We start from the raw sequence: 20,306 nt of genomic DNA, 5'->3' as shown, positions 1-20,306 counted from the left end.
GGCGACAGGGGGTATCCTGGGCGGGCGTCCAGTTCCGGAGAGCGCCAATGACCGAACCTGTGCATCTGCCCGCTGTCGTCCGCCCGCATCTGCCACCTGCCGCCCGCATCCAGGATGACGCGCTTGGGCTGGCCGCCTTTCAGGCCATTGACCGGATGCGCGAGGCGCTGGGCGGCCAGCTGACCGGCGGCATCTCGCCGGAATCGGCGGCGCTGGCGGCCTTTGACTGGGGGATGCATCTGGCCAACGCCCCCGGCAAGCGGGCCGAGCTGGTCTGGAAAGGCGCGCGCAAGGGCAGGCGGCTGATGGGCTATCTGCTGGCCTCGGCCATCGACCCGCAGACCCCGCCGGTGATTGCGCCGCTGCCCGGTGACGCGCGGTTCCGGCACGAGGGCTGGCAGAAGCCGCCGTTCTCCTGGCTGGCGCAATCCTTCCTGCTGGGTCAGCAGTGGCTGCACAATGTCACCCACGAGGTGCCCGGCGTGACGAAACACGCCGAGGACATGGTGTCCTTTGCGGCCCGGCAATGGCTGGACATGTTCTCGCCCTCGAACAACCCGTTCCTGAACCCCGAGATCCTGGAGCGCACGCGCGAGACGGGGGGCATGAATTTCGTGCAGGGCTGGCAGAACTGGCTGGAAGATGTCTCGCGCCAGATGACCGGGCGCCCCCCGGTGGGGGCCGAGGCGTTCGAGCCGGGCGCAAGCGTTGCGGTGACGCCGGGCAAGGTGGTCTATCGCAACCACCTGATCGAGCTGATCCAGTATGCGCCCAGCACAGAGACGGTTCACCCCGAGCCCGTGCTGATCGTGCCCGCCTGGATCATGAAATACTATATCCTTGATCTGTCGGCGGAAAATTCGATGATCCGCTGGCTTGTCGGGCAGGGCTACACGGTCTTTGCGATTTCCTGGCACAATCCGGTGGCCGAGGATCGCGACCTGACCATGGATGATTACCGGCGCAAGGGCGTGCTGGCGGCGCTGGACGCGGTGAACAGCATCGTGCCGGGGCAAAAGGTCCATGCGGCGGGCTATTGTCTGGGTGGCACCATGCTGACCATTGCGGCGGCGGGCATGGGCGTAAAGGCGGCCGAGCGTCTGGCCTCGATCACGCTGATGGCCGCGCAGGTGGATTTCACCGAGCCAGGCGAGCTGGCGCTGTTCATCGACCCCAGCCAGATGCACATGCTGGACAGCATGATGTGGAACCGGGGCTATCTGTCGGCGGACCAGATGGCGGGGGCGTTCCAGATGCTGCGCTCGAACGATCTGATCTGGTCGCGGATGGTGCGCGAATACATGATGGGCGAACGGGCGCCGATGATCGACCTGATGGCCTGGAATGCTGACAGCACCCGGATGCCCTGGCGGATGCATGCGGAATATCTGCAACGGCTGTATCTGGACAACGAACTTGCGGCAGGGCGGTTCATGGTCGATGACCGCCCGGCGGCCTTGCAGAACATCCATGTGCCGTTCTTCGTGATCGGCACGGAACGCGACCATGTGGCGCCGTGGAGATCGGTCTACAAGCTGCAGCAGTTCAACGATTCCAGCATCACCTTTGTGCTGGCCTCGGGCGGGCATAATGCGGGGATCGTCAGTGCGCCGGGCAATCCGCGGGCGCGCTACCGGATCGGGACCCGCGCGCATGATGCGCCGTTGCAGGCGGCGGGCGACTGGCTGGCCTCGCACGAGGCGGTGCCGGGGTCGTGGTGGCCAGCCTGGAGCGACTGGCTGGACAAGCATTCCGGGGCGCGGGTGAAGCCCCCGATGATGGGGGCGGCAGGCGCCGGCTATGTGCCGATGTGCGACGCGCCAGGAAGCTATGTGTTCCAGCGGTAGGATGGGTCGAGAGGGGGCCAGCCCCCTCTTGGCGCGTGCCGCGCCAATTCACCCCCGGGATATTTGAGGACAGATGAAAACGCCGGGGTGGCCCGCCGTCAGATCGGCACGCCGCCGATGCTGGCCCCGCCGCAGACATAGAGGGTCTGGCCGGTGACGAACCCGGCCTCGGGGTCGGCAAAGAACAGGAAGGCCCGCGTCACATCGGCCGAGGTGCCAAGGCGGCCGACCGGCAGGCGGCTGGCCAGATCGGTTTCCTGCGCGCTGCCCTTGGGGATGATGCCCCAGAAATTGTCGGTCAGGATCGGGCCGGGGGCGACCACGTTGACGGTGATGCCATGCGGCGCCAGCTCCAGCGCCCAGGTGCGGGCCATGCCGATCATGCCCGCCTTGGTCGCGGAATAGGCGGTGCGCGTCTTGGCTCCCAGCGCCGCGCGTGAGGCGTTGAACAGGACGCGTCCGAAGCCGCGCGCCTTCATTGCGGGCAAAAAGGCCTGAAGCAGTTGCAGCGCGGCGCCAAGGTGCAGCTGGGTCAGCATCTGCAAATCCTCGACCTGCGCCTGTTCGACCAGATTGGGGCGGATGATCCCGGCATTGTGGACCAGATGGGTCACCTGATGGCGCGCGGCGATATCGGCCGCCACGCGGGCGACGGCGGCGGGATCGGTCAGATCGACCTCGATCTCCTCGACCGCCTCGGCGCCGGTGGATTGGCGCGCGAGCGAGATGACATGCCAGCCGCGCGCGCGCATCGCCTGCGCCAGATCGGCGCCGATGCCCTTGCTGCCCCCGGTGATGACGGCGGTATAATCGGCCATGCTGCCCCCTATGGCAAAAGCTGGATGTTGCCGAAGGCGGCATCGCAGTTGAGGATGTCGACCCGCTTGCCCGCGATGCGGATCGCGCCGTCGACCAGCCGCAGCTGATGCCGCACGGTCAGCGCCAGCAGCATCTGATCATCCAGCCGGGTTTCGACGTAATGCATCTGGGTCGCGGTCTGTGCTGTATCGGCCGTCAGCGTTTCGATCCGCGGCCGGTTCAGCACATGGTGACAGCGGCTTTTCGGCTTCTGGCTGAAGGTGCGCGCGCCGTGCAGCCGTTCGACCCGCAGGCGCAGCATGAAGTTGTCTTCATACAGCAGCGAGGTTTCATTGACCGGATCCTGCTGATTCCAGTTCAGCGGCATCCAGTAGATCGCCTCGGGCAGCCAGAGCGAGAGCCAGTCCTGATACTGGCCCTGATCCAGCATCCAGGCCTCGTCATGGATGAAGTCGATGATGGCGTCGGTCGTCAGCATCACGCGGCCCCCCACAGCATGAACCGTTTCCAGGCGTCGAACTGGTTGCGCATCTGGCGTTCGGTGGTGCCGTTCAGCACGGCCTCGGCGCTGAAATCCTCGGCGTCTTCATAAAGGCGCTGGATGTTGACCCATTCAAGGCCGTCGGCCATCAGCCCTTCTTGTGCGCGTTCATACATTTCCAGATCGTCATGCCCCACCATCGAGGTGGGCGCGTTGATCATGCGGTTGTACATCGCTGTCCGCGCCGTCAGTTCCGAGGGCGCGCCGTCCAGCGCAAAGATCCAGCTTTCCACCAGCGTCCTGTCGGGCCCCAGCGGGATGAAGTTGCGCAGCTGCTGGATCGGACCCTTGATCATGATGTTGGGGAAATAGACGGTGTTGTGCCGGTTCTCGCCCAGAATGGCGCGGGCGCGGTCTTCGCCATGGGCGGCGACCATCGCCTCCCAATAGCCGGGGATCGCGGAATAGTCCGAGTGGATCGAATGATGCACCCCGGTGTGGCCGTGGCCATTGGGCCAGGTGCGGATGCCCATGCCCTCGAAGAATTCATAGGGCGACATGAAGGGGGCGATGATTTCCATGGCGGGGGGCTTGGGCGCGCCCTCGGGGTGGTCCATCGATTCCCAGATCTTGACCGCGGTGCCGGCGCTGGATTCGTGCGCCACCATCGGGTGGCAGGTGTCGGTCTGGTTTTCGACCAGCATCTTCCAGTTGCACTTGTGCATGTAGCGCAGCGGCGCCCCTGCCACCCGCAGCTTGCCGGTGGGCGATCGGTCGACCATGTTGTCAAAGGACGACAGCGAATCGCCAAAGAAGTCGTCAAACCCGATCCCTTCGGGCGCGAGGCGCGCAAAGACAAAGCCGCGGTAATTGTGCCAGTCGCCCACGGGGGCCAGGCCGCGGGCGGCCTCGGTCTGGTCCAGCCCGGTGCCCTCGTAGCCCTTTTTCAGCGGGATCGCCAAAAGGCAGCCGTCGGTCTTGAACGACCAGGCATGATAGGGGCAGCGGAAGAACTTGCCGGTGTTGCCCGCCCTGTCGATCACGATCTTGGTGCCCTTGTGCGGGCAGCGGTTGTAGAGAACCTTGATCTGGTTGTCGCTGTGGCGAACCATCAGCAGTGGCTGGTCGCCGATCTGGGCGGTGATGTAGTCGCCCGGTTTCGCCACCTGGCTTTCATGGCCGATATAGACCCAGGCGTTGCGGAACAGGTGCTTCATTTCCAGCCGGTAGATCTCGGGGCTGGTATAGACGTCGCGGTGCACCTGTTGTGGCTGGATCAGGCGCTCGATGGTTGCGTGAAGGTCGGGGTCGTGAGGCATGGGGCTACTCCCTTCCGATTCAGAGATCGAGTTTCAGGCGCGGGCTTTTCGCGCGGCTGACGCAGATGTGGATCAGCGTGCCGGCCTCGCGTTCGGCAGGTGACAGCACCACGTCGCGGTGGTCGGGGATGCCCTCCAGCACGCCGGTCTGGCAGATCCCGCAATCGCCGCGCTGGCAATCGTAGACCAGATCGACGCCGCCCGATTCCAGAACCTCGATGATGGTCTTGCCGGGGGGCACGGTGAACACCTGTCCGGTCGAGGCGATTTCGACCTCGAAGGGCTGATCGCCGGCTTCGGCTTGCGGGGCATCGAACAGCTCGGTGTGGAATTGCGCATCGGGCAGGGCGCGGGCGGCCCAGGCGGCGCGGGTTGCCTCGATCATCGGGCGGGGGCCGCAGACATAGACATGGGTGCCGGGCGCAGCATCCGCGATCAGCGCGGCGACCGGCAGGGGGCCGCCTGCCACATCGTCCAGATGCAGCGTGACGCGGCCGGGGAACAGGTCGGCCAGCCGGTCGGCATAGGCCGCCGCCGCCCGGTTGCGCGCGGCCAGCACCAGTCGGAAGTCACGCCCCCGCGCCGCAAGGTCTGTCGCCATGGAGATCAGCGGCGTCAGCCCGATTCCGCCTGCGATCAGCAGCGCGGGGCCCGCGCCGTCATCCAGCGCGAAATCGTTGCGGGGCGGCTGGGCCCATACCCGGTCGCCCGGTTTCAACCCATGCATGAAGCGTGACCCGCCCGCCCCCGCATCCTCGCGCCGCACGGCGATGCGGCAGGTGGCGGCCTCGCCCGGCAGGGTGATCAGCGAATAGGCATTCCACTGGCCATCGGCCACCTGGAACCGCAGATGCGCGCCAGGGGTGAAGGCAGGCAAAGCCGCGCCGTTGACGGGGCGCAGAACCAGTTCCCGGATGGGATCGGCAATCTCGGTGGCGGTGACGACCTCAAGCGCGATGGCTTGCGCGTCATCGCCCGGCTGGCCGGGGTGCGACATCGCGTGATCCTTCCTGTTCGCATGACAGGCCGTTTCCCGGCCTGCGGTTCCTTGCCGTGAAGCATGAATTATCATGGATCAACCTGTCAATATTGAAGATCGAAAATATGACTTTTCATATTTATCTTGACGGATCGAGAAATCCGATGCCAGATTCTCGACATAAACGAGTCGGGCTGAACCGACCGCATCCATCAACCGGGAGCCTAGAAATGAGCCATGTTTTCAGGCAGTTCGCTGCCGCTGCCGCGCTTGTCTGCACGACTGCCCTGCCGTCCTTTGCCGCCGATGTGACCCTGCGGGTGTCGAACTGGCTGCCGGTGTCGCACCCGATCGTCAAGGACATCATCCTGCCCTGGGCCGACAATGTGAAGGCCGCGACCGAAGGCCGGGTCGAGGTTGTGCTGCTGGACGCCCCGCTTGGGCCGCCGCCCGCGCATTTCGATCTGGTGGCCAATGGAATCGCCGATATCGGCTTTGCGACCCATGCCTATACGCCGGGCCGCTTTGGCCTGACCGGCATTGGCGAGCTGCCCTTCCTGACGCCGAATTCCACCGCCGCCTCGGTCGCCTTCTGGCGCACCTGGGATGCGATGCTCAAGGAAAAGGGCGAACATGCCGGCGTCAAGGTGCTGGGCCTGTGGGGGCATGGGCCGGGGATGCTGTTCATGGGCAAGAAGCCCGCAAGCCCGCTGGCCGATCTGAAAGGGTCCAAGATCCGCATCGCGGGCGATATCACCAACCAGCTGGTGACGAACCTTGGCATGTCCTCGATTCAGGCGCCGTCGTCGGAAACCTATGAAATCCTGCACAACGGGATTGCCGATGGCATCGTGTTCCCGCCCGAATCCATCGCCTTCTTCAAGCTGACCGATACCGTGACCAGCGCGCTGGCGGTGGATGGCGGCATGTACAACGTCACCTTCTTCTTCGCCATGAACCAGGCCAAGTTCGACGCCCTGCCCGAGGCAGACCGCGCCGCGATCGACAAGGTGTCGGGCGAGGCGCTGGCGCGCATGGCCGGCAAGGCCTGGGACGAGGCCGATGCCAAGGGCATGAAGGCGCTGGAAGGCAAGGTGACCTTCATGCAGGCCACCCCCGACGACATGGCGGCGCTGCAAAAGGCATCCGAGTCGATCTACGCCGAGGTGCGCAAGAAGTATGAGGCCAAGGGCGTCGACTTCGACAAGGCGCTGGAAATGTACAAGGCGGAACTGGCCAAGGTGCAGGCCGAATGACCTTTGGGCGCCTGCGCGCCGCCTGCTATTCGGGAACCGCGGTCGTGCTGGGCATTCTGCTGCTGGCGCTGACCGCGGTGACCTTCACCGATGTTGTCGGGCGGTATCTGTTCAGCGCCCCGCTGCCCGGCGGGCCTGAACTGACCGAGCTTCTGGTGATGGCCGTGGTCTTTGGCGGCCTGCCGGCGCTGTGTCTGGATGACGGGCATATCACCGCCGATCTGGTCACCCAGCGGCTGGGGCCGCGGGCGCTGGTGGTGCAGCTGTTCCTGGCGCGGCTGGCCTCGGCGGCGGTGCTGGGGCTGGCGGCCTGGCAGCTGTGGAAGATCGGGCTGCGTCTGGCGGGCTATGGCCAGACCACGGTGTTCCTGAAGGTCCCGCTTGGCCCGGTGGCGCAGGCCGCCAGCGTGATCTGCGGCGTCTCGGCGCTGCTGGTGCTGGCGATGATCGTGATGCGGGTCGAGCGCGCGAAATAGCGCGCCCCCACCCAAACCCCCGGAGGAAACATGGACTGGCCGATCGGTCTGGTGATTTTGTTCGTCCTGCTGTTCGCGGGCATTCCGATCAGCTTTGCGCTGATCATCGTCGGCGTGCTGGGCGTGACGGCGATCATCGGCTTTGACCCCGCCATGGCGATGCTGAGTCAGGTGTTCTTTGACACCGCGCGCAGCTACACGCTGTCGGTGGTGCCGCTGTTCCTGCTGATGGGCAATTTCATCGTGCAATCGGGGGTGGCGGACGAGATTTACGACGCCGCCTATGCCTGGCTGCGCCACCGCAAGGGGGGCCTTGCCATGGCGACCATCGCAGCCTGCGGCGGGTTCAGTTCGGTCTGCGGATCGTCGCTGGCGACGGCAGCCACCATGGGGCGGATCGCGCTGCCCGCGATGCGCCGGCATGGCTATTCCGACAGTCTGGCGACCGGATCCATCGCGGCAGGCGGGACGTTGGGGATCATCATTCCGCCCTCGGTCATTCTGGTGATCTATGGCATCCTGACCCAGCAGGACATCGGCAAGCTGTTCCTGGCCGGGCTGATCCCCGGCCTGCTGGGGGTGATCGGCTACATGATCGCCGTGCGCCTGTCGCTGTGGATGCGCCCCGAGCAACTGGTCAGCGAGCCGCGCCTGCCGCTGCGCGATCGGATCGCGGCGCTGAGGGGGGTGTTCCCCGCGCTGGTGCTGTTCGCCTTTGTGCTGGGCGGGATCTATCTGGGCGTCTTCACCGCGACCGAGGCAGCCGGCATGGGGGCGGCAGGTGCCATCGTGCTGACCGCCCTGCGCCGCAAGCTGACGCTGCGCGCCACGCTGACCACGCTGTTCGACACCGGCAAGACGACGGCGGCGATGTTCTTCATCCTGATGGGTGCGCTTTACTTCATGAACTACGTCAACCTGTCGGGGCTTTCGACCGACATGCGCGGGTTCATTCTGGGGCTGCATCTGCCGCCTTTGGGCGTGATCGTGCTGATCGGGGTGATGCTGCTGATCCTGGGGGCGCTGCTGGAAAGCCTGTCGATGGTGATGCTGGTGGTGCCGGTGCTGTTCCCGATCGTCACCCAGCTGGGGTTCGATGCGATCTGGTTCGGCATCTTCATCGTTGTTGCCGCCGAACTCAGCTATATCACGCCGCCGATGGGGATGAATGTCTTCGTGCTGCGGGTGGTGGCGCGGGATGTGCCGGTCGGGCAGATCTTTGCCGGGGTCACGCCCTTTGTGGTGATGGATCTGGTGCGGCTGACGCTTCTGGTGCTGGCGCCGTGGTTGGCACTGGTCATTCCGAATTCGATGTAGTGAATAGGGGGCATGAGTCTCGACATGCCTCCTGCGCCCGACAACGGCTTTCTTGCGAATTACCTGCAATTCCTGCTGTCCACGGCCAGCGGTCTGGCCAGCCACGGCTTTCACCAGCAGGCCGCCGAGGCAGGTCTGCCGGTGGCGGAATGGCGCGTGCTGGCCTGTCTGTGGGACCGCGACGGCAACACGATCACCGAAATCGCCCGGCTGGCGCAGATGGAACAGTCGCGCCTGACCAAGGTGGTGGACCGGATGGACGCGCGCGGCCTTGTCCGGCGCGAGCGGGGCGCCGAGGATCGGCGGCTGGTCCATGTCTGGCTGAGCGATGCGGGCCGCGAGCTGGCCGATACCATGGTGGCCCGCGCACGGGTGCATGAGGCCGAGTTCATCGCCGCCTGCCTGACCGAGGCCGAGGGGGCCCGGCTTAAGGCGTTGCTGACCAAGGTCATCAAGCGCGCCAGTGCCGAGACCGCCCATGCGGTGCGGCGGGGCTGATCGGCGGACCGTAAGGCCCCGTGGCAGCCGTCGCATGGGGGGCTGTCTGCCCCCCGGTCTGCCGGTTCCCGGCAGACTCCCCCCGAGGATATTTGCGTCAAGGCGAAAGGGGGCCGCCTATCCGCGTTCGGCGCGGGCCTTGAGATAGCCGATGAGCAGCTTGTCGCGCTGGCTGGCAAGATCTGCAACGCTTTGCCCGGCCGCCTCGTCCTCGACACCCTTGACCAGCATCTCAACGACGTCGGGGGTCATATGGGCGGTGCCAAGATCGGCCCACCAGGTTTCGAACGCCGGGCCAAGATGGGCGCAGAGGCCGCGCATGCCGGCATCGCCGCCCGCCAGATGGAACAGCAGGCTGGGCCCCATGATCGCCCACCGCAGGCCTGGCCCATGGGCGATGGCAAGGTCGATGTCCTTGACGCTGGCGACGCCTTCGGAGGCGAGGTGGATCGCCTCGCGCCACAGGGCAGCCTGGAGACGGTTGGCAACGTGGCCCGGCACTTCCTTGTTCAGGCGGATGCAGACCTTGCCGAGCGATTCATAGAACTTTTGCGCAGTATCCAGCACATCGGCATCGGTGCGGGCATTCGCCATCAGCTCGACCAGCGGGATCAGGTGCGGCGGGTTGAACGGATGGGCCAGCACCAGCCGGCCGGGATTTGCAAAGCCGTCCTGCATCTGCCCCAGCATCAGGCCCGAGGTCGAGCTGCCGATGATCGCCCCGGGTTCAAGCGCGGGTTCGATCCGGGCATAAAGCGCGTGCTTGATGTCCAGCCGTTCGGGCACGCTTTCCTGGATGAACCCGGCGCCGACCACCGCATCCGCCGGATCGGCGGTGAAGCGCAGCCGCGACATGTCGCCGGCATCCGCCCAGCCCAGATCGGCCAGCGGGCCGGCGGCTGCCTCGACCATGCGGGCCACGCGGGCTTCGGCATCGGGGGCAGGGTCATAGACCGTGACCTCGCGCCCGCTGGCGGCAAACAACGCGGCCCAGCTGGCCCCGATGGTGCCGGCCCCCAGCACGGCGGTTCTGGTGAACATCATTGCGCGGTCTCCCCCTTTGCCATCCCCGAGACTTTGCCCGATCCGATGTCCCAGTAAAGCCCTGTCATGACACGCAATGCACTCTGGGCCAGCGCGATGGGCATGTGCTCGTCCGGGGCGTGCTGGCAGCAGCCGCGCCAGGAATGCGGCACCCAGATGGTCGGCAGGCCAAGGACATCGGAAAAGCAGTCGTTCGGCAGGCTGCCGGCAAGGTTTGGCAGGATATGCGGCGCGGCCCCGGTCGTGCGCTGGACGGACGCCGCCACGCGGCGCACCCAGGGGTGATCTGGGGCAAGGCGGGTCGCGGGAAAGATGCCTTCGTCCATCACGATCTGCACGGCTTGCAGGCCCTGGGCATCCAGATGCCGGCGCAGGGCCGGGATCAGCGCGCCGCTGTCGGTGCCCACGACGAACCGCAGCTGGCAGGTGGCCCGCGCATGGCCCGAGATCGCGTTCACCGGCGCCTCTGGCACCCCCGATTTCATCGCCAGCACGGCAAAGGAGTTCCAGCCAAAGGCACGTTCGGCCGGCGTCAGCGATGCCTCGCCCCAGTCGGGGTCGATGGCGGGGCCTTCGCCCTCCAGCGGCAGGCCGGCCAGGGCCGCGCGCACCTCGGGGGTCAGGCTGGTCGGGCGCCATTCGGGAATGCGGATCTGCCCGCGCGCATCGGTGATGCTGGCAATCGCCTGCACCAGCAGGATCGCCGGATCCGCCAGCAGACCGCCCCAGTTGCCCGAATGATGCGCCCCCTTGCGCAGATCGACCACCAGATCGAAATTCAGCGCCCCGCGCGAGCCCATGAACAGCGTGGGCTTTTCCGGCTGCAACCTTGGCCCGTCCGAGGCGATCAGCACATCCGCCGCCAGCAGATCGCGGTTCGCCTGACAAAAGGCATACAGCCCGCGCGAGCCGGTTTCCTCGGACATCTCGAACAGCAGCTTGGCGTTGAACCCAAGGCTGCCGCGGGTGGCGATCACGGCTTCCATCGCCAGCAGGTTGATCAGGTGCTGGCCCTTGTTGTCGGCAACGCCCCGGCCCCAGTAGCGGCCCTGATCCTCGGTCAGCTGGAACGGCGTCAGCCCGTCGCGCCACTGGTCGTCCTGCCCGTGGATCACGTCGCCATGGCCATAGCCCAGGACCGTAGGAAGGCCCTCGGCTTCGAATCGGGTGGCGGTCAGCAGGGGGCCGCCGCCCGGCTCGGGGTTCGCGTGCATCCGGCAGGTGAATCCCATCGCCTCCAGCCGGGGCACCAGCGCCTCGGTCAGATAGCGCATCAGCTCGATGGCCTGTGTGGGGTTCTGGCTTTCGGTCCGGTGTGCCACCAGGTCGGCCAGATCGCCCCGGAACCGGCCCGAGGCGACCATGCCGCCGGCAAGATCCAGGGCGGCGCTGCGCGGGTCGGTCGGTATCATGGGGCGTTCCTTCGTGATGCGGTCGGGCACAACCATGGGCGGTCTGCAGCGCAGGGTCCATATGGGAAAATCCGCAAGGCTCGACATTGCTCGGATGGCTCCCTATCTGTGGTGCATGACCAACGTCGCCCTCCAGCGCAGGTTCCGCATGACTGCCGGATCGCTGCTGACGCGCCAGATGCCCCGGGCACTGGCTTTGCCGCGTCTGGCCTGAGGTCCGGGGTCACCTTTCATCACCATCATCATGGCCTGCCACAGACGGGGGCCGCATGTGCCGGGCAAGGCCTGGACATCATTTCACAAAGGATACGATCATGGCCCGCAAACCTGCCCGCCCCAAGGTGACGATTGCCCGCGACCAGCTGGAGACGCTGGAGCGGCTGGCCGAAGGCGCGCTGTCGCGCAACCCCGATCTGGCCGACCGGCTGCTGGGCGAACTTTCCCGCGCCCGGATCGTCGCGCCTGGCGCGCTGCCTGCCGATGTGGCGGGCTTGGGCGATCGCGTGGCGTTTCGCGACGAGGCGACAGGCAAGGATCAGGATGTCACGCTTGTCCTGCCCGAGAATGCCGATATTGCCGCTGGCCGGATTTCGGTGCTGACCCCGATCGGGGTTGCGCTGATTGGTCTTCAGGCCGGGGCGCGGTTTGACTGGCAGACCCGCGCTGGCGAGGCGCGCGAGCTGACCATTCTGGGTGTTCAGCGCGGCGCCTGACCGCGGCGCAGGGTCGCGGCGGCTTTCGCGCCGCCGGGTCCGGGCCTATCTTCGGGGCAACCCCGGCGAAAGGAGGGTGGCATGACCCCCGATATTCCGCGTGTGCTCAATTCGGTCCGGCCCGAGGTGACGGCGGCGCTGATGGCCAAGACCGGGCTGGACGATGCCCGACTGACCGAACTTGTCCACCGCTTCTATGACCGGGTGCGGGCCGATCCGCTGCTGGGCCCGGTGTTTGCCGCGCGCATCACGGATTGGGGGCCGCATCTGGACCGGATGGTTGCCTTCTGGTCCTCGGTCGCGTTGATGACGGGGCGGTATAGCGGGGCGCCGGTGCCGGCCCATCTGGGGCTGCCGGTGGGGCAGGCGCATTTCGATCGCTGGCTGGCCCTGTTCGGGGAAACGGCGCGGGCGGTCTGCACGCCTTCGGGCGCCGCGCATCTGGTCGAGCGGGCAGAGCGCATCGCCCGTTCGTTGCGCATGGCCATCGAGGATCAGCGCCGCACGCCGGGCGCAGTGCCGCGGCTTTAGGGCGCGCCGAAGGTGCCGGGCCCCGATGCCAGCGGCACCGGGGCGCGGGGTCGGTCAAAGTCCGCGGATCATTCCGCCATCGACGCGCATCATCGCGCCGGTGACATAGCCTGCCTGCTGCGAGCACAGGAACGCGACCATCGCTGCGAATTCCGCCGGGGTGCCATAGCGCCCTGCCGGGATCGTCGCGCGCGAGGCGGCCTGAACCGCCTCGAACTCCTGCCCCGTCGCCTTGGCCTTGATCGCGTCCAGCTCGGCCACCCGGTCGGTGGCGATGCGGCCGGGCAGCACCATGTTGACGGTGATCCCCAGCGGCGCGACCTCGGCCGCCAGCGTCTTGGACCAGCCCGCCATTGCCCCGCGCACGCCGTTCGACAGCGCAAGGCCGGGGATCGGCGCCTGAACGCCCGACGAGCCGATGGTGACGATCCGGCCCCATTTCGCGGCCGCCATCCCCTCCAGCGCCGCATCGGTCAGGGCAAAGACCGGCGTTGCCATGGCGTCAAAGGCCGCGCGCCAGGCCTCGGCCGACTGGCCGCGCGCGGGGCCGGCCTTGGGGCCGCCGCAGTTGTTGACCAGAATGTCCACCGGGCCTGCGCGCAATTCCTCGCAAAAGGCAGCCGTTGCGGCGGCATCGGACAGATCCAGCGCCTTGGCCGTCACCTTGCCTTGCAAGGCGGGGGGCACATTGCCTGAACGGGACAGCGCGATGACCTGCACACCCTCGGCCACCAGCGCCTCGGCACAGGCGGCGCCAAGGCCACGGCTGGCGCCCAGCACAAGGGCGCGTTTGCCAGCGATTCCGAAATCCATCAGCCAAGCTCCTTCAGGCGGATCTCCAGACGGGCGATCATGCGGTCCACCTCGGCCCGGGCCTCGGCAGGCAGATTGGCGCCGGGGTTGCGCTGCGCCTCGGAGGCGATGGCTCCACGTTTGGCCAGCACATATTTGCGCACCGCCAGCCCCGCACCCGGCTGCTGTTCATAGCGCACCAGCGGCAGGTGGGCATCAAAGATGTCCTGCGCCCGTTCCGCCTGACCCGCCGCGCACAGCCCCACGACCTGCGCCAGCATTTCGGGATAGGCAAAGCCGGTCATCGCCCCGTCGGCGCCCCGGCCCATTTCCTCGGGCAGGAACAGCCCGCCGTTGCCGCACAGGATGGCAATCCGGCGCCCGCCCGCTGCCTCGGCCTTGCGCAGCGCGGTGATCTTGGCCAGCCCCGGCCAATCCTCATGCTTGAGCATGACGATCTGCGGCAGCGCATCAACGATGCGGCGGATCGTGCCGGGGTCGATCTGCACGCCGGTGGTCAGCGGGAAATCCTGCAGGACGACCGGCACGCCCTCGCCTGCCGCCGCGCAGGCCTGGGTGTAATAGGTGACGATCTGGGTGTCGGTGCGCAGATTGCCGGGCGGGGCGATCATCACGCCCGCCGCGCCCATGTCCATGACCGAGGCGCTAAGTTCGGTGATCGCGGCCAGACCCGGGGCCGACACGCCGACCACGACCGGCACATTGGCCCGGGCGATGACGCGCTGCGCCACCTCGCGCGATTCTGCCTGGGTCAGCTTGTTCGCCTCGCCCATGATGCCAAGGATGGTCAGGCCGGTGGCGCCTTTTTCCAGATAGAAATCCGTCACCCGGTCAAGGCTGTCAAAGTCGATGCGCCCGTCGGGGTGGAACGGCGTGACCGAGATGACATAGACGCCTTTGGCGTCGGCGGTCAGCAACGGCATGAGGGGTTTCCTTTCGGTTCGTGTGCGTCTGCCACGCGGCCAGAGGGTGGTAGCGTCAGACCTTCCAGAGTTGCAAGGGCAAGGCCGAGAATGTCTCGACGCCGCTTTCGCCGACGGCAAAGGTCTGGCCGACGCCGGCCACCAGCCCGGTGGTGGCGTCAGGGATCATGATATGGACAAAGAACACCATGCCCGGTTCCAGCACCAGCGGGTTGCCGGTGTAGATCATGGGCGGCACATCCATCCATGTCGGCTTGAAGGTGCAGCCAAGCGCATAGCCGCAGGCCGCATAGCGGGCATGGGCAAAGCCGGCGCCGTCCAGCGTGGCGCGGTGAATGTCGTCCAGCTTGCCAAGGCGCTCGCCCGGAACGGCGGCCTGCTTGATCCGCTCCAGCGCCTCGATGGCAACCTGCATCTGGCGGTCTTGCCGGGGGTCCAGGGCGCCGACGGCGACGGTGTGTTCGATCACCACATGATAGCGGCAGGCCGATCCTGCCAGTTCGATCAGCACCTGGTCCTGCGGCTCGATCCGCCGCGCCCCGCCAATGCCGCGCCCGAACAGCGCGCGCGGGCCGACATTGACCAAAGGCCCGCCCGAGGGCAGATCACCCCCCGCCGCCAGCATCGCCGTGACCGCCGCACCAGAAAGCGCCGTGTCGAACACCCCCGGTTTCGCGGTTTCGATGGCTGCCATCGTCGCGGCATCGGCCAGCTGGCCGGCGGCGCGAACCAGTTCCAGTTCGGCCGGGGATTTCACCAGCCGCTGCCCGCGCACGATGTCCGACGCATCTTCCAGCGTGCAAAAGCCGCTCAGCGCTGCCTCGACCATGCGGCCATTGGCGGCGGTCAGGCCATAGGTGGCGAATTCGACACCGATCTTGCCCCCCGCCAGCCCCTTTTCCGCAAGGATGCCGCGCAGATCGACAGCGGGGTTCGCATCCTCGGCGTTCAGCCAGATGCGCACCTCGTCGTAAAGCGAGTTGGTTTCCGCCTGCCGCTTGTCCGGGGTGCGGGTCAGCAGGGTCACGGGGCCATCGTCGGCGGTGACGATGCCGACCTGGAAGAACACATAGCCCGCCGTGTCGAACCCGGTCAGATAGAAATGGCTTTCCTGCGCAAAGACCAGCAGCGCATCCAGCCCCCGTTCGCGCAGGACGGCGCGGGTGCGGGCAAGGCGGGCGCGGTATTCGGCCTGGGGAAACCGCAGGGCAACGGTGCGGCCCGAAAGGGTCTGGCCAGGGTATTCACGGGCAAGGTCGATCATTGCAGCTCGCAGATGTCGCAGATGGTCAGCAGGTAGATGCGGATCATGTCCAGATAGTCGGGAATATCGACCCGCTCGTCCGGCATGGTGTTGTAGCGCCCGCCGGGGCCGCAGACGACGCCCTCCATGCCGCCATGCTTGTAAAGATGCCCTGCATCGGTGCCGTAAAAGCCGGTGGGTGTGATCGGGCCGGTCGGCTGCGGCTCGTGCCGGATCGCTTCATAGGCGGCGTTGATCGCGGTGACGATGCGGCTGTTGCGGTCGACCTGAAAGGCCGGCATCACCGGGCGGCCCGGCGATTTCTGGATATGGACCGACGCTTTCAGCCCCGGCCAGCGCGCCATCAGCCCGTCCAGCACCCGGCGCAGATCGGCAAGGGCGTTTTCCTCGGTCTGGGCGGGGCCATAGCGGCCCGACCCGGTCAGGCGCACCACATCAGCCACCTGCGGCGGGCGCCATTCGTGGAACTCGCGCCCCAGCGCGCCGCGGATGGTGCCGACATGCACCCGGTTGATGGAACGGTGATCGTCATCCGGCGCGTCCGAGAATTTCAGCTCTGTCAGTTCCGGCACCAGATCGCAGGCGGCGCGGATCGCATCGACCGCCTCTTCGCGTTTCGACAGATGGCGCGTGATGCCCTGAAGCTCGATCACAAAGGTGAAGGCCTCGGCGTGCATGGTGATCGCCTTGAGGTCCGAGGGTTCCGAGTTGATGAAGTAATCCGCCCGCAGCCCGGATTCGACCATCTTGTAGGTGCCGATGCCGCCCTGCAGTTCACCGATCACGAAGGTCAGGATCACGTCGCCCTTCAGCCGGACGCCATTTTCGATCAGCGTGCGCACGGCACACAGGTAGGACGCATCGCCCGCCTTCATGTTGGACACGCCGATGCCATAGATGAACTTGTCGTCCACCAGCCCGCCCCAAGGATCGACCGTCCAGCCCTCGGTTGCCGGGTTAGTGTCAAGATGGCCGTTGAACATCAGGCTCTTGCCGCCCCCCGTTCCGCGCCAGATGCCGATGGCGTTCACCCGCTCGCCCTCGACCGGCATCAGCTGCGTCTCAAGGCCCATGCCCTGCATGATCTCGACCATGCGTTCGGCCAGCACCCGCTCGCCCGGGGTTTCGGAATAGCTTTTGTGGCGGACCATCTCGGCCAGGGTATCAAGGCTGGCCTGTTCGTTGACGGATTGCGCCAGTTGCAGCGGGGTTTTCATGCGGTCACTCCCTGAAATTCCTCGGCCAGCGGCACCGCGTCCAGAAGGGCGCGGGTATAGGGGTGGCGGTCGGGGCTGTTCGCATCGGCCACGTCGAAACTGTCGACCACCTGGCCGCGCTGCATCACGGCGATGCGGTGGGCCAGCTGGCGGATCAGGTTCAGATCGTGGGTGATGAACAGGCAGGCCGCGCCGGATTTGCGTTGCAGATCGGTCAGAAGGCGCGCGACCGCCGCCTGCACCGACACATCCAGCGCCGCGGTGATCTCGTCGCAGATCACCAGCCTGGGCTCGGCGGCAAAGGCGCGGGCGATGGCGACGCGCTGCTTTTGCCCGCCCGAAAGCTGGTGCGGATAGCGGGACGCGAACTCGGGCGGCAGCAGCACCATCTCCAGCAGCTCGCGCACGCGGTCCGCCACCTTGGCGGGCGGGCACAGGCGGTAAAGCCGCAAGGGCCGCGACAGGATGGTGCCGATGGTCTGGCGCGGGTTCAGGCTGGAATCGGGATGCTGGAACACGATCTGCACATCGCGGCGATAGGCGCGGTCAAAATCGCCGCGCGCGGTGAAATCGCGCCCGCCGAACTGCACGGTGCCGGTAAAGTCGCGCAGGCCCGACACCACCTGCGCCATGGTCGACTTGCCCGAACCGCTGGCGCCCACCAGCCCCAGCAACTCGCCCGGATGCACCTGGAACGACACATCGCGGGCGCCATAGAATGGCACGCTTTCCTTGCCCAGCAGGCGGGTCAGCCAGCCATCGGCGCCATAGCGGACGGAAATGCCCTGCACCTGCAACAATGGCCGGGCCGGCGCAGGTTCGGGCACCGCGATCCGTTCGTCCGGGCGCGGCACGGCGGCCATCAGCGCGCGGGTATAGGCATCCTTCGGCGCCCGGAACACCTGATGCACCGGGCCGCTTTCGACGATCTCGCCCTGATGGATCACCGAGACGGTATCGGCGATCCGTGCCACCAGCCCCAGATCGTGCGAGATATACAGCGCCGCGACCCCGGTTTCCTGCCGCAGGCGGAGGAACAGATCGAGGATCTGCTGCGCGGTCAGGATGTCCAGCGCCGTGGTGGGTTCGTCGAAGATGATCAGTTCCGGGTTGCAGGCAAAGGCGGTGGCAATGACGACGCGCTGCTTTTCGCCGCCCGAGGCCTCGTGCGGGAAGCGCTGCATCATTTCGGCTGGGCGCTGGATGCCGGTGCGGGCCAGCGCGGCTTCGGCCTCGGTCCAGGCGGCGGCCTTGTCCATGCCGCGATGGCGCATCAGCACCTCGGCGATCTGCTCGCCCATCCGCATCGTGGGGTTCAGCGAGGAACTGGGGTCCTGGAACACCATGGCGATGCGCTTGCCCCGCAGCGCCTCCATCTGCGGCAGGGTCTTGCCCAGCAGCGGCTCGCCCGACAGCGCGATCCGGCCCGACACATCGCGCGCATTGTCCGGCAGATAGCGCATGATCGCCCAGGCCAGCGTCGACTTGCCCGATCCGCTTTCGCCCACCAGGGCATGGGTCTCGCCCGGGCGGATCGCCAGCGAGACGGATTTCAGCGCCATGACCTCGCCTTCGGGCGTGTCATAGGCCAGGGAATAGTCCTGCACGTCGAGCACGGGGCGCGTTGTCATCACCGGCTCCTTTTCGGGTCGAAGGCATCGCGCAGCGCGTCGCCGAACAGGTTGAAGCCCATGGCGGTGAACGCGATGGCCAGGCCGGGCACGGCCACGCACCACGGGTTGCGGAACATGAACTGCCGCGCCTCGGCCACCATCAGCCCCCATTCGGTCGAAGGCGGCTGCGCGCCAAGGCCCAGAAAGCCCAGCGTCGCGCCGATCATGATGGCAAAGGACACGCGGATCGTCGCCTCGACGATGATCGGGCCCAGGGCGTTCGGCAGCACCTCGCGCCCGACGATCCAGGCGCGGGATTCGCCGCGCGCGGTGGCGGCCATCACATATTCCCGCGTGCGCACCGACAGGACCGAGCTGCGCGCGATCCGCGCCATGCCGGGGGCAAAGGTCACGGCGACGGCCAGCATCGCCTGTGTGGTGCCGCCGCCCAGAAAGGTGACGATCAGCAGGGTGAACAGCAGCTCGGGCATGGCCAGCAGGCCATCCAGAACCCGCATGATCACGCTGTCCGTGCGCCCGCCCGCGACGCCCGCGATCACGCCGATGACCGATCCGACCCCGACCCCAAGGGCGGTGGACCCGATGCCGAAGAACACGGTCGAAGGCGCGCCGTTCAGGATGCGCGACAGCAGATCGCGGCCATACTGGTCGGTGCCCAGCCAGAAATCCCAGCTTGGCCCCTGAAGGCGCGTCTTGGGGTGAAATTGCTGCGGGTCATAGGGGGCAAGCCATGGCCCGAACAGCGCCGCGCCGATGACGATGGACAAAAGGCACAGGCCGACCAGCCCGGCCGGGTTTCGCAGGAAATCACGCATGGCGCACCCGCGGGTCCAGCCAGGCGATGATGATGTCCGCGATCAGGTTCGACAGCGCATAGACCACGGCCAGCAGCAGGGTGATCGCCTGGATCACCGGCAGATCGCGGTTTTGCAGCGCATAGATCAGCGTCCGGCCCAATCCGGGCCAGGCAAAGATTTCCTCGACCACGATGATGCCGCCCAGCAGATAGCCCACATCCAGCGAAATCACCGCCACCGCCGGCGCCAGCGAGTTCGGCAGCGCATGGCGCCAGACCACCCGGCGCCCGCGCAGCCCCTTCAGCCGGGCGGCGCGGATATAGTCGGACGACAGCACCTCGGACATTTCGGACCGCACCTGACGCGAGATATGCGCCATCAGGATCAGCCCCAGCGTGCCCGCAGGCAGAATGGCATGGCGCAAGAAGCCCAGGAAATCCTCGGACGGGGCGACATAGCCGCCCGCGGGCATCACCGGCCATTCCGGGGATGCGAACAGGATCAGCAGCAGCGTGGCGGTGACGAATTCCGGCATCGCCGTGCCGACATAGGAAAACAGCCCGATCACCAGATCCCAGACCGAGCCGCGTTTCAGCGCCGCCAGCGCGCCCAGCGGGATCGCGATGACGGTGACCCCGGCCAGCGCCATCAGCGCCAGCCAGGCCGAATTCCAGAACGCCTCGCCCACCACCTGCGCTACCGGCAGCGACAGCCGCAGCGACATGCCGAAGTCGCCATGCAGCACGCCCCAGACCCAGGTGCCGTATTGCACCCAGACGGGTCGGTCGAGACCCAGCTGACGCTCCATGGCGACAAGGTTTTCGGGGGTGGCATGTTCGCCAAGGATCATCAGGGCAGCATTGCCCGGCAACACCATGGTGATGCCGAACACTGCCACGGTGACGATCGCCAGAACCACGACGATCGCCCCGAGCCTGCGGAGGAGGTAGGCAAGGGTCATGCGCC

The 20,306-nt window shown here is 66.8% G+C and carries 20 protein-coding genes; 7 read left to right on the top strand and 13 right to left on the bottom strand.

Features of this window, described 5'->3' with window-relative positions; genetic code table 11:
* Positions 1-47 precede the first annotated feature (47 nt).
* The gene (locus G481_RS0107375; RefSeq protein WP_051294371.1) at positions 48-1,847 is read left to right on the top strand and encodes a PHA/PHB synthase family protein; all 1,800 of its coding nucleotides are present in this window, start codon (positions 48-50) and stop codon (positions 1,845-1,847) included.
* Positions 1,848-1,945: 98 nt separating this feature from the next.
* On the opposite strand, the gene G481_RS0107370 is transcribed toward G481_RS0107375, so the two are convergent.
* Genes G481_RS0107370 through G481_RS0107355 form a run of 4 tightly spaced genes read right to left on the bottom strand, consistent with a single transcriptional unit; the run spans position 1,946 to position 5,463 of the window.
* Positions 1,946-2,665, bottom strand: coding sequence for an SDR family oxidoreductase (locus G481_RS0107370; RefSeq protein ID WP_028029457.1), 720 nt, complete (start codon positions 2,663-2,665; stop codon positions 1,946-1,948).
* An 8-nt stretch (positions 2,666-2,673) separates the two neighbouring features.
* Positions 2,674-3,144: an aromatic-ring-hydroxylating dioxygenase subunit beta gene (locus tag G481_RS0107365; RefSeq protein ID WP_245594938.1), complete on the bottom strand. Its 471-nt coding sequence runs from the start codon at positions 3,142-3,144 to the stop codon at positions 2,674-2,676.
* Positions 3,144-4,466 (bottom strand): aromatic ring-hydroxylating dioxygenase subunit alpha, encoded by a 1,323-nt coding sequence (locus G481_RS0107360; RefSeq protein ID WP_028029455.1) that lies wholly within the window; start codon positions 4,464-4,466, stop codon positions 3,144-3,146. The genes G481_RS0107365 and G481_RS0107360 overlap by 1 nt, the downstream gene beginning before the upstream one ends.
* A gap of 19 nt (positions 4,467-4,485) precedes the next feature.
* Positions 4,486-5,463: a PDR/VanB family oxidoreductase gene (locus G481_RS0107355; protein WP_035025402.1), complete on the bottom strand. Its 978-nt coding sequence runs from the start codon at positions 5,461-5,463 to the stop codon at positions 4,486-4,488.
* A 212-nt stretch (positions 5,464-5,675) separates the two neighbouring features.
* Between G481_RS0107355 and G481_RS0107350 the strand changes: the two genes are divergently transcribed.
* Genes G481_RS0107350 through G481_RS0107335 form a run of 4 tightly spaced genes read left to right on the top strand, consistent with a single transcriptional unit; the run spans position 5,676 to position 8,992 of the window.
* Complete coding sequence (locus G481_RS0107350; protein ID WP_028029453.1) at positions 5,676-6,701, top strand: TRAP transporter substrate-binding protein; 1,026 nt, start codon at positions 5,676-5,678, stop codon at positions 6,699-6,701.
* On the top strand, positions 6,698-7,177 hold the full coding sequence (locus G481_RS0107345; protein WP_035025400.1) for a TRAP transporter small permease: 480 nt from the start codon (positions 6,698-6,700) through the stop codon (positions 7,175-7,177). The genes G481_RS0107350 and G481_RS0107345 overlap by 4 nt, the downstream gene beginning before the upstream one ends.
* Positions 7,178-7,207: 30 nt before the next feature.
* Positions 7,208-8,494: a TRAP transporter large permease gene (locus G481_RS0107340; RefSeq protein ID WP_028029451.1), complete on the top strand. Its 1,287-nt coding sequence runs from the start codon at positions 7,208-7,210 to the stop codon at positions 8,492-8,494.
* 24 nt (positions 8,495-8,518) lie between these two features.
* On the top strand, positions 8,519-8,992 hold the full coding sequence (locus tag G481_RS0107335; RefSeq protein ID WP_028029450.1) for a MarR family winged helix-turn-helix transcriptional regulator: 474 nt from the start codon (positions 8,519-8,521) through the stop codon (positions 8,990-8,992).
* 117 nt (positions 8,993-9,109) lie between these two features.
* Here the strand turns inward: G481_RS0107335 and G481_RS0107330 are convergent, their stop codons facing one another.
* Together G481_RS0107330 and G481_RS23140 are read right to left on the bottom strand one after the other, a co-directional pair.
* A complete protein-coding gene (locus G481_RS0107330) occupies positions 9,110-10,036 on the bottom strand; it encodes a 3-hydroxyacyl-CoA dehydrogenase NAD-binding domain-containing protein (RefSeq protein WP_028029449.1) in 927 nt (308 codons plus the stop codon).
* A complete protein-coding gene (locus G481_RS23140) occupies positions 10,033-11,448 on the bottom strand; it encodes a M20 family metallopeptidase (protein ID WP_051294370.1) in 1,416 nt (471 codons plus the stop codon). Before G481_RS23140 ends, G481_RS0107330 begins: the two co-directional genes overlap by 4 nt.
* A gap of 314 nt (positions 11,449-11,762) precedes the next feature.
* Here G481_RS23140 and rnk point away from each other — a divergent pair, with 314 nt between their 5' ends.
* Positions 11,763-12,161, top strand: a complete 399-nt coding sequence (gene rnk / locus G481_RS0107315) for a nucleoside diphosphate kinase regulator (protein ID WP_028029447.1) — start codon at positions 11,763-11,765, stop codon at positions 12,159-12,161.
* An 81-nt stretch (positions 12,162-12,242) separates the two neighbouring features.
* Positions 12,243-12,692 (top strand): group III truncated hemoglobin, encoded by a 450-nt coding sequence (locus G481_RS0107310; RefSeq protein ID WP_028029446.1) that lies wholly within the window; start codon positions 12,243-12,245, stop codon positions 12,690-12,692.
* Between the two features lie 54 nt (positions 12,693-12,746).
* Here the strand turns inward: G481_RS0107310 and G481_RS0107305 are convergent, their stop codons facing one another.
* From G481_RS0107305 to G481_RS0107275, 7 genes are read right to left on the bottom strand one after another with little or no spacing between them, the layout of a single operon-like run.
* A complete protein-coding gene (locus tag G481_RS0107305) occupies positions 12,747-13,505 on the bottom strand; it encodes an SDR family oxidoreductase (RefSeq protein ID WP_028029445.1) in 759 nt (252 codons plus the stop codon).
* Positions 13,505-14,428: a dihydrodipicolinate synthase family protein gene (locus G481_RS0107300; protein ID WP_028029444.1), complete on the bottom strand. Its 924-nt coding sequence runs from the start codon at positions 14,426-14,428 to the stop codon at positions 13,505-13,507. Before G481_RS0107300 ends, G481_RS0107305 begins: the two co-directional genes overlap by 1 nt.
* A 55-nt stretch (positions 14,429-14,483) precedes the next feature.
* Positions 14,484-15,692: a M24 family metallopeptidase gene (locus G481_RS0107295; protein WP_051294369.1), complete on the bottom strand. Its 1,209-nt coding sequence runs from the start codon at positions 15,690-15,692 to the stop codon at positions 14,484-14,486.
* Positions 15,689-16,909 carry a M20 family metallopeptidase gene (locus G481_RS0107290; protein ID WP_028029442.1) on the bottom strand — a complete coding sequence of 407 codons (1,221 nt, stop codon included), beginning with the start codon at positions 16,907-16,909 and terminating at the stop codon, positions 15,689-15,691. The genes G481_RS0107295 and G481_RS0107290 overlap by 4 nt, the downstream gene beginning before the upstream one ends.
* Positions 16,906-18,540: a dipeptide ABC transporter ATP-binding protein gene (locus G481_RS0107285; protein WP_028029441.1), complete on the bottom strand. Its 1,635-nt coding sequence runs from the start codon at positions 18,538-18,540 to the stop codon at positions 16,906-16,908. The genes G481_RS0107290 and G481_RS0107285 overlap by 4 nt, the downstream gene beginning before the upstream one ends.
* Positions 18,540-19,358, bottom strand: coding sequence for an ABC transporter permease (locus G481_RS0107280; protein WP_028029440.1), 819 nt, complete (start codon positions 19,356-19,358; stop codon positions 18,540-18,542). Before G481_RS0107280 ends, G481_RS0107285 begins: the two co-directional genes overlap by 1 nt.
* The gene (locus G481_RS0107275; protein WP_028029439.1) at positions 19,351-20,301 is read right to left on the bottom strand and encodes an ABC transporter permease; all 951 of its coding nucleotides are present in this window, start codon (positions 20,299-20,301) and stop codon (positions 19,351-19,353) included. Before G481_RS0107275 ends, G481_RS0107280 begins: the two co-directional genes overlap by 8 nt.
* Positions 20,302-20,306: the final 5 nt, after the last annotated feature.

The sequence above is a fragment of the Gemmobacter nectariphilus DSM 15620 genome, from assembly GCF_000429765.1.
In the GTDB taxonomy this organism is placed as follows: Bacteria; Pseudomonadota; Alphaproteobacteria; order Rhodobacterales; family Rhodobacteraceae; genus Wagnerdoeblera; species Wagnerdoeblera nectariphila.
Note: the sequence above shows the minus strand (reverse complement) of the source record. Positions and strands in the feature narration are given on the sequence as shown.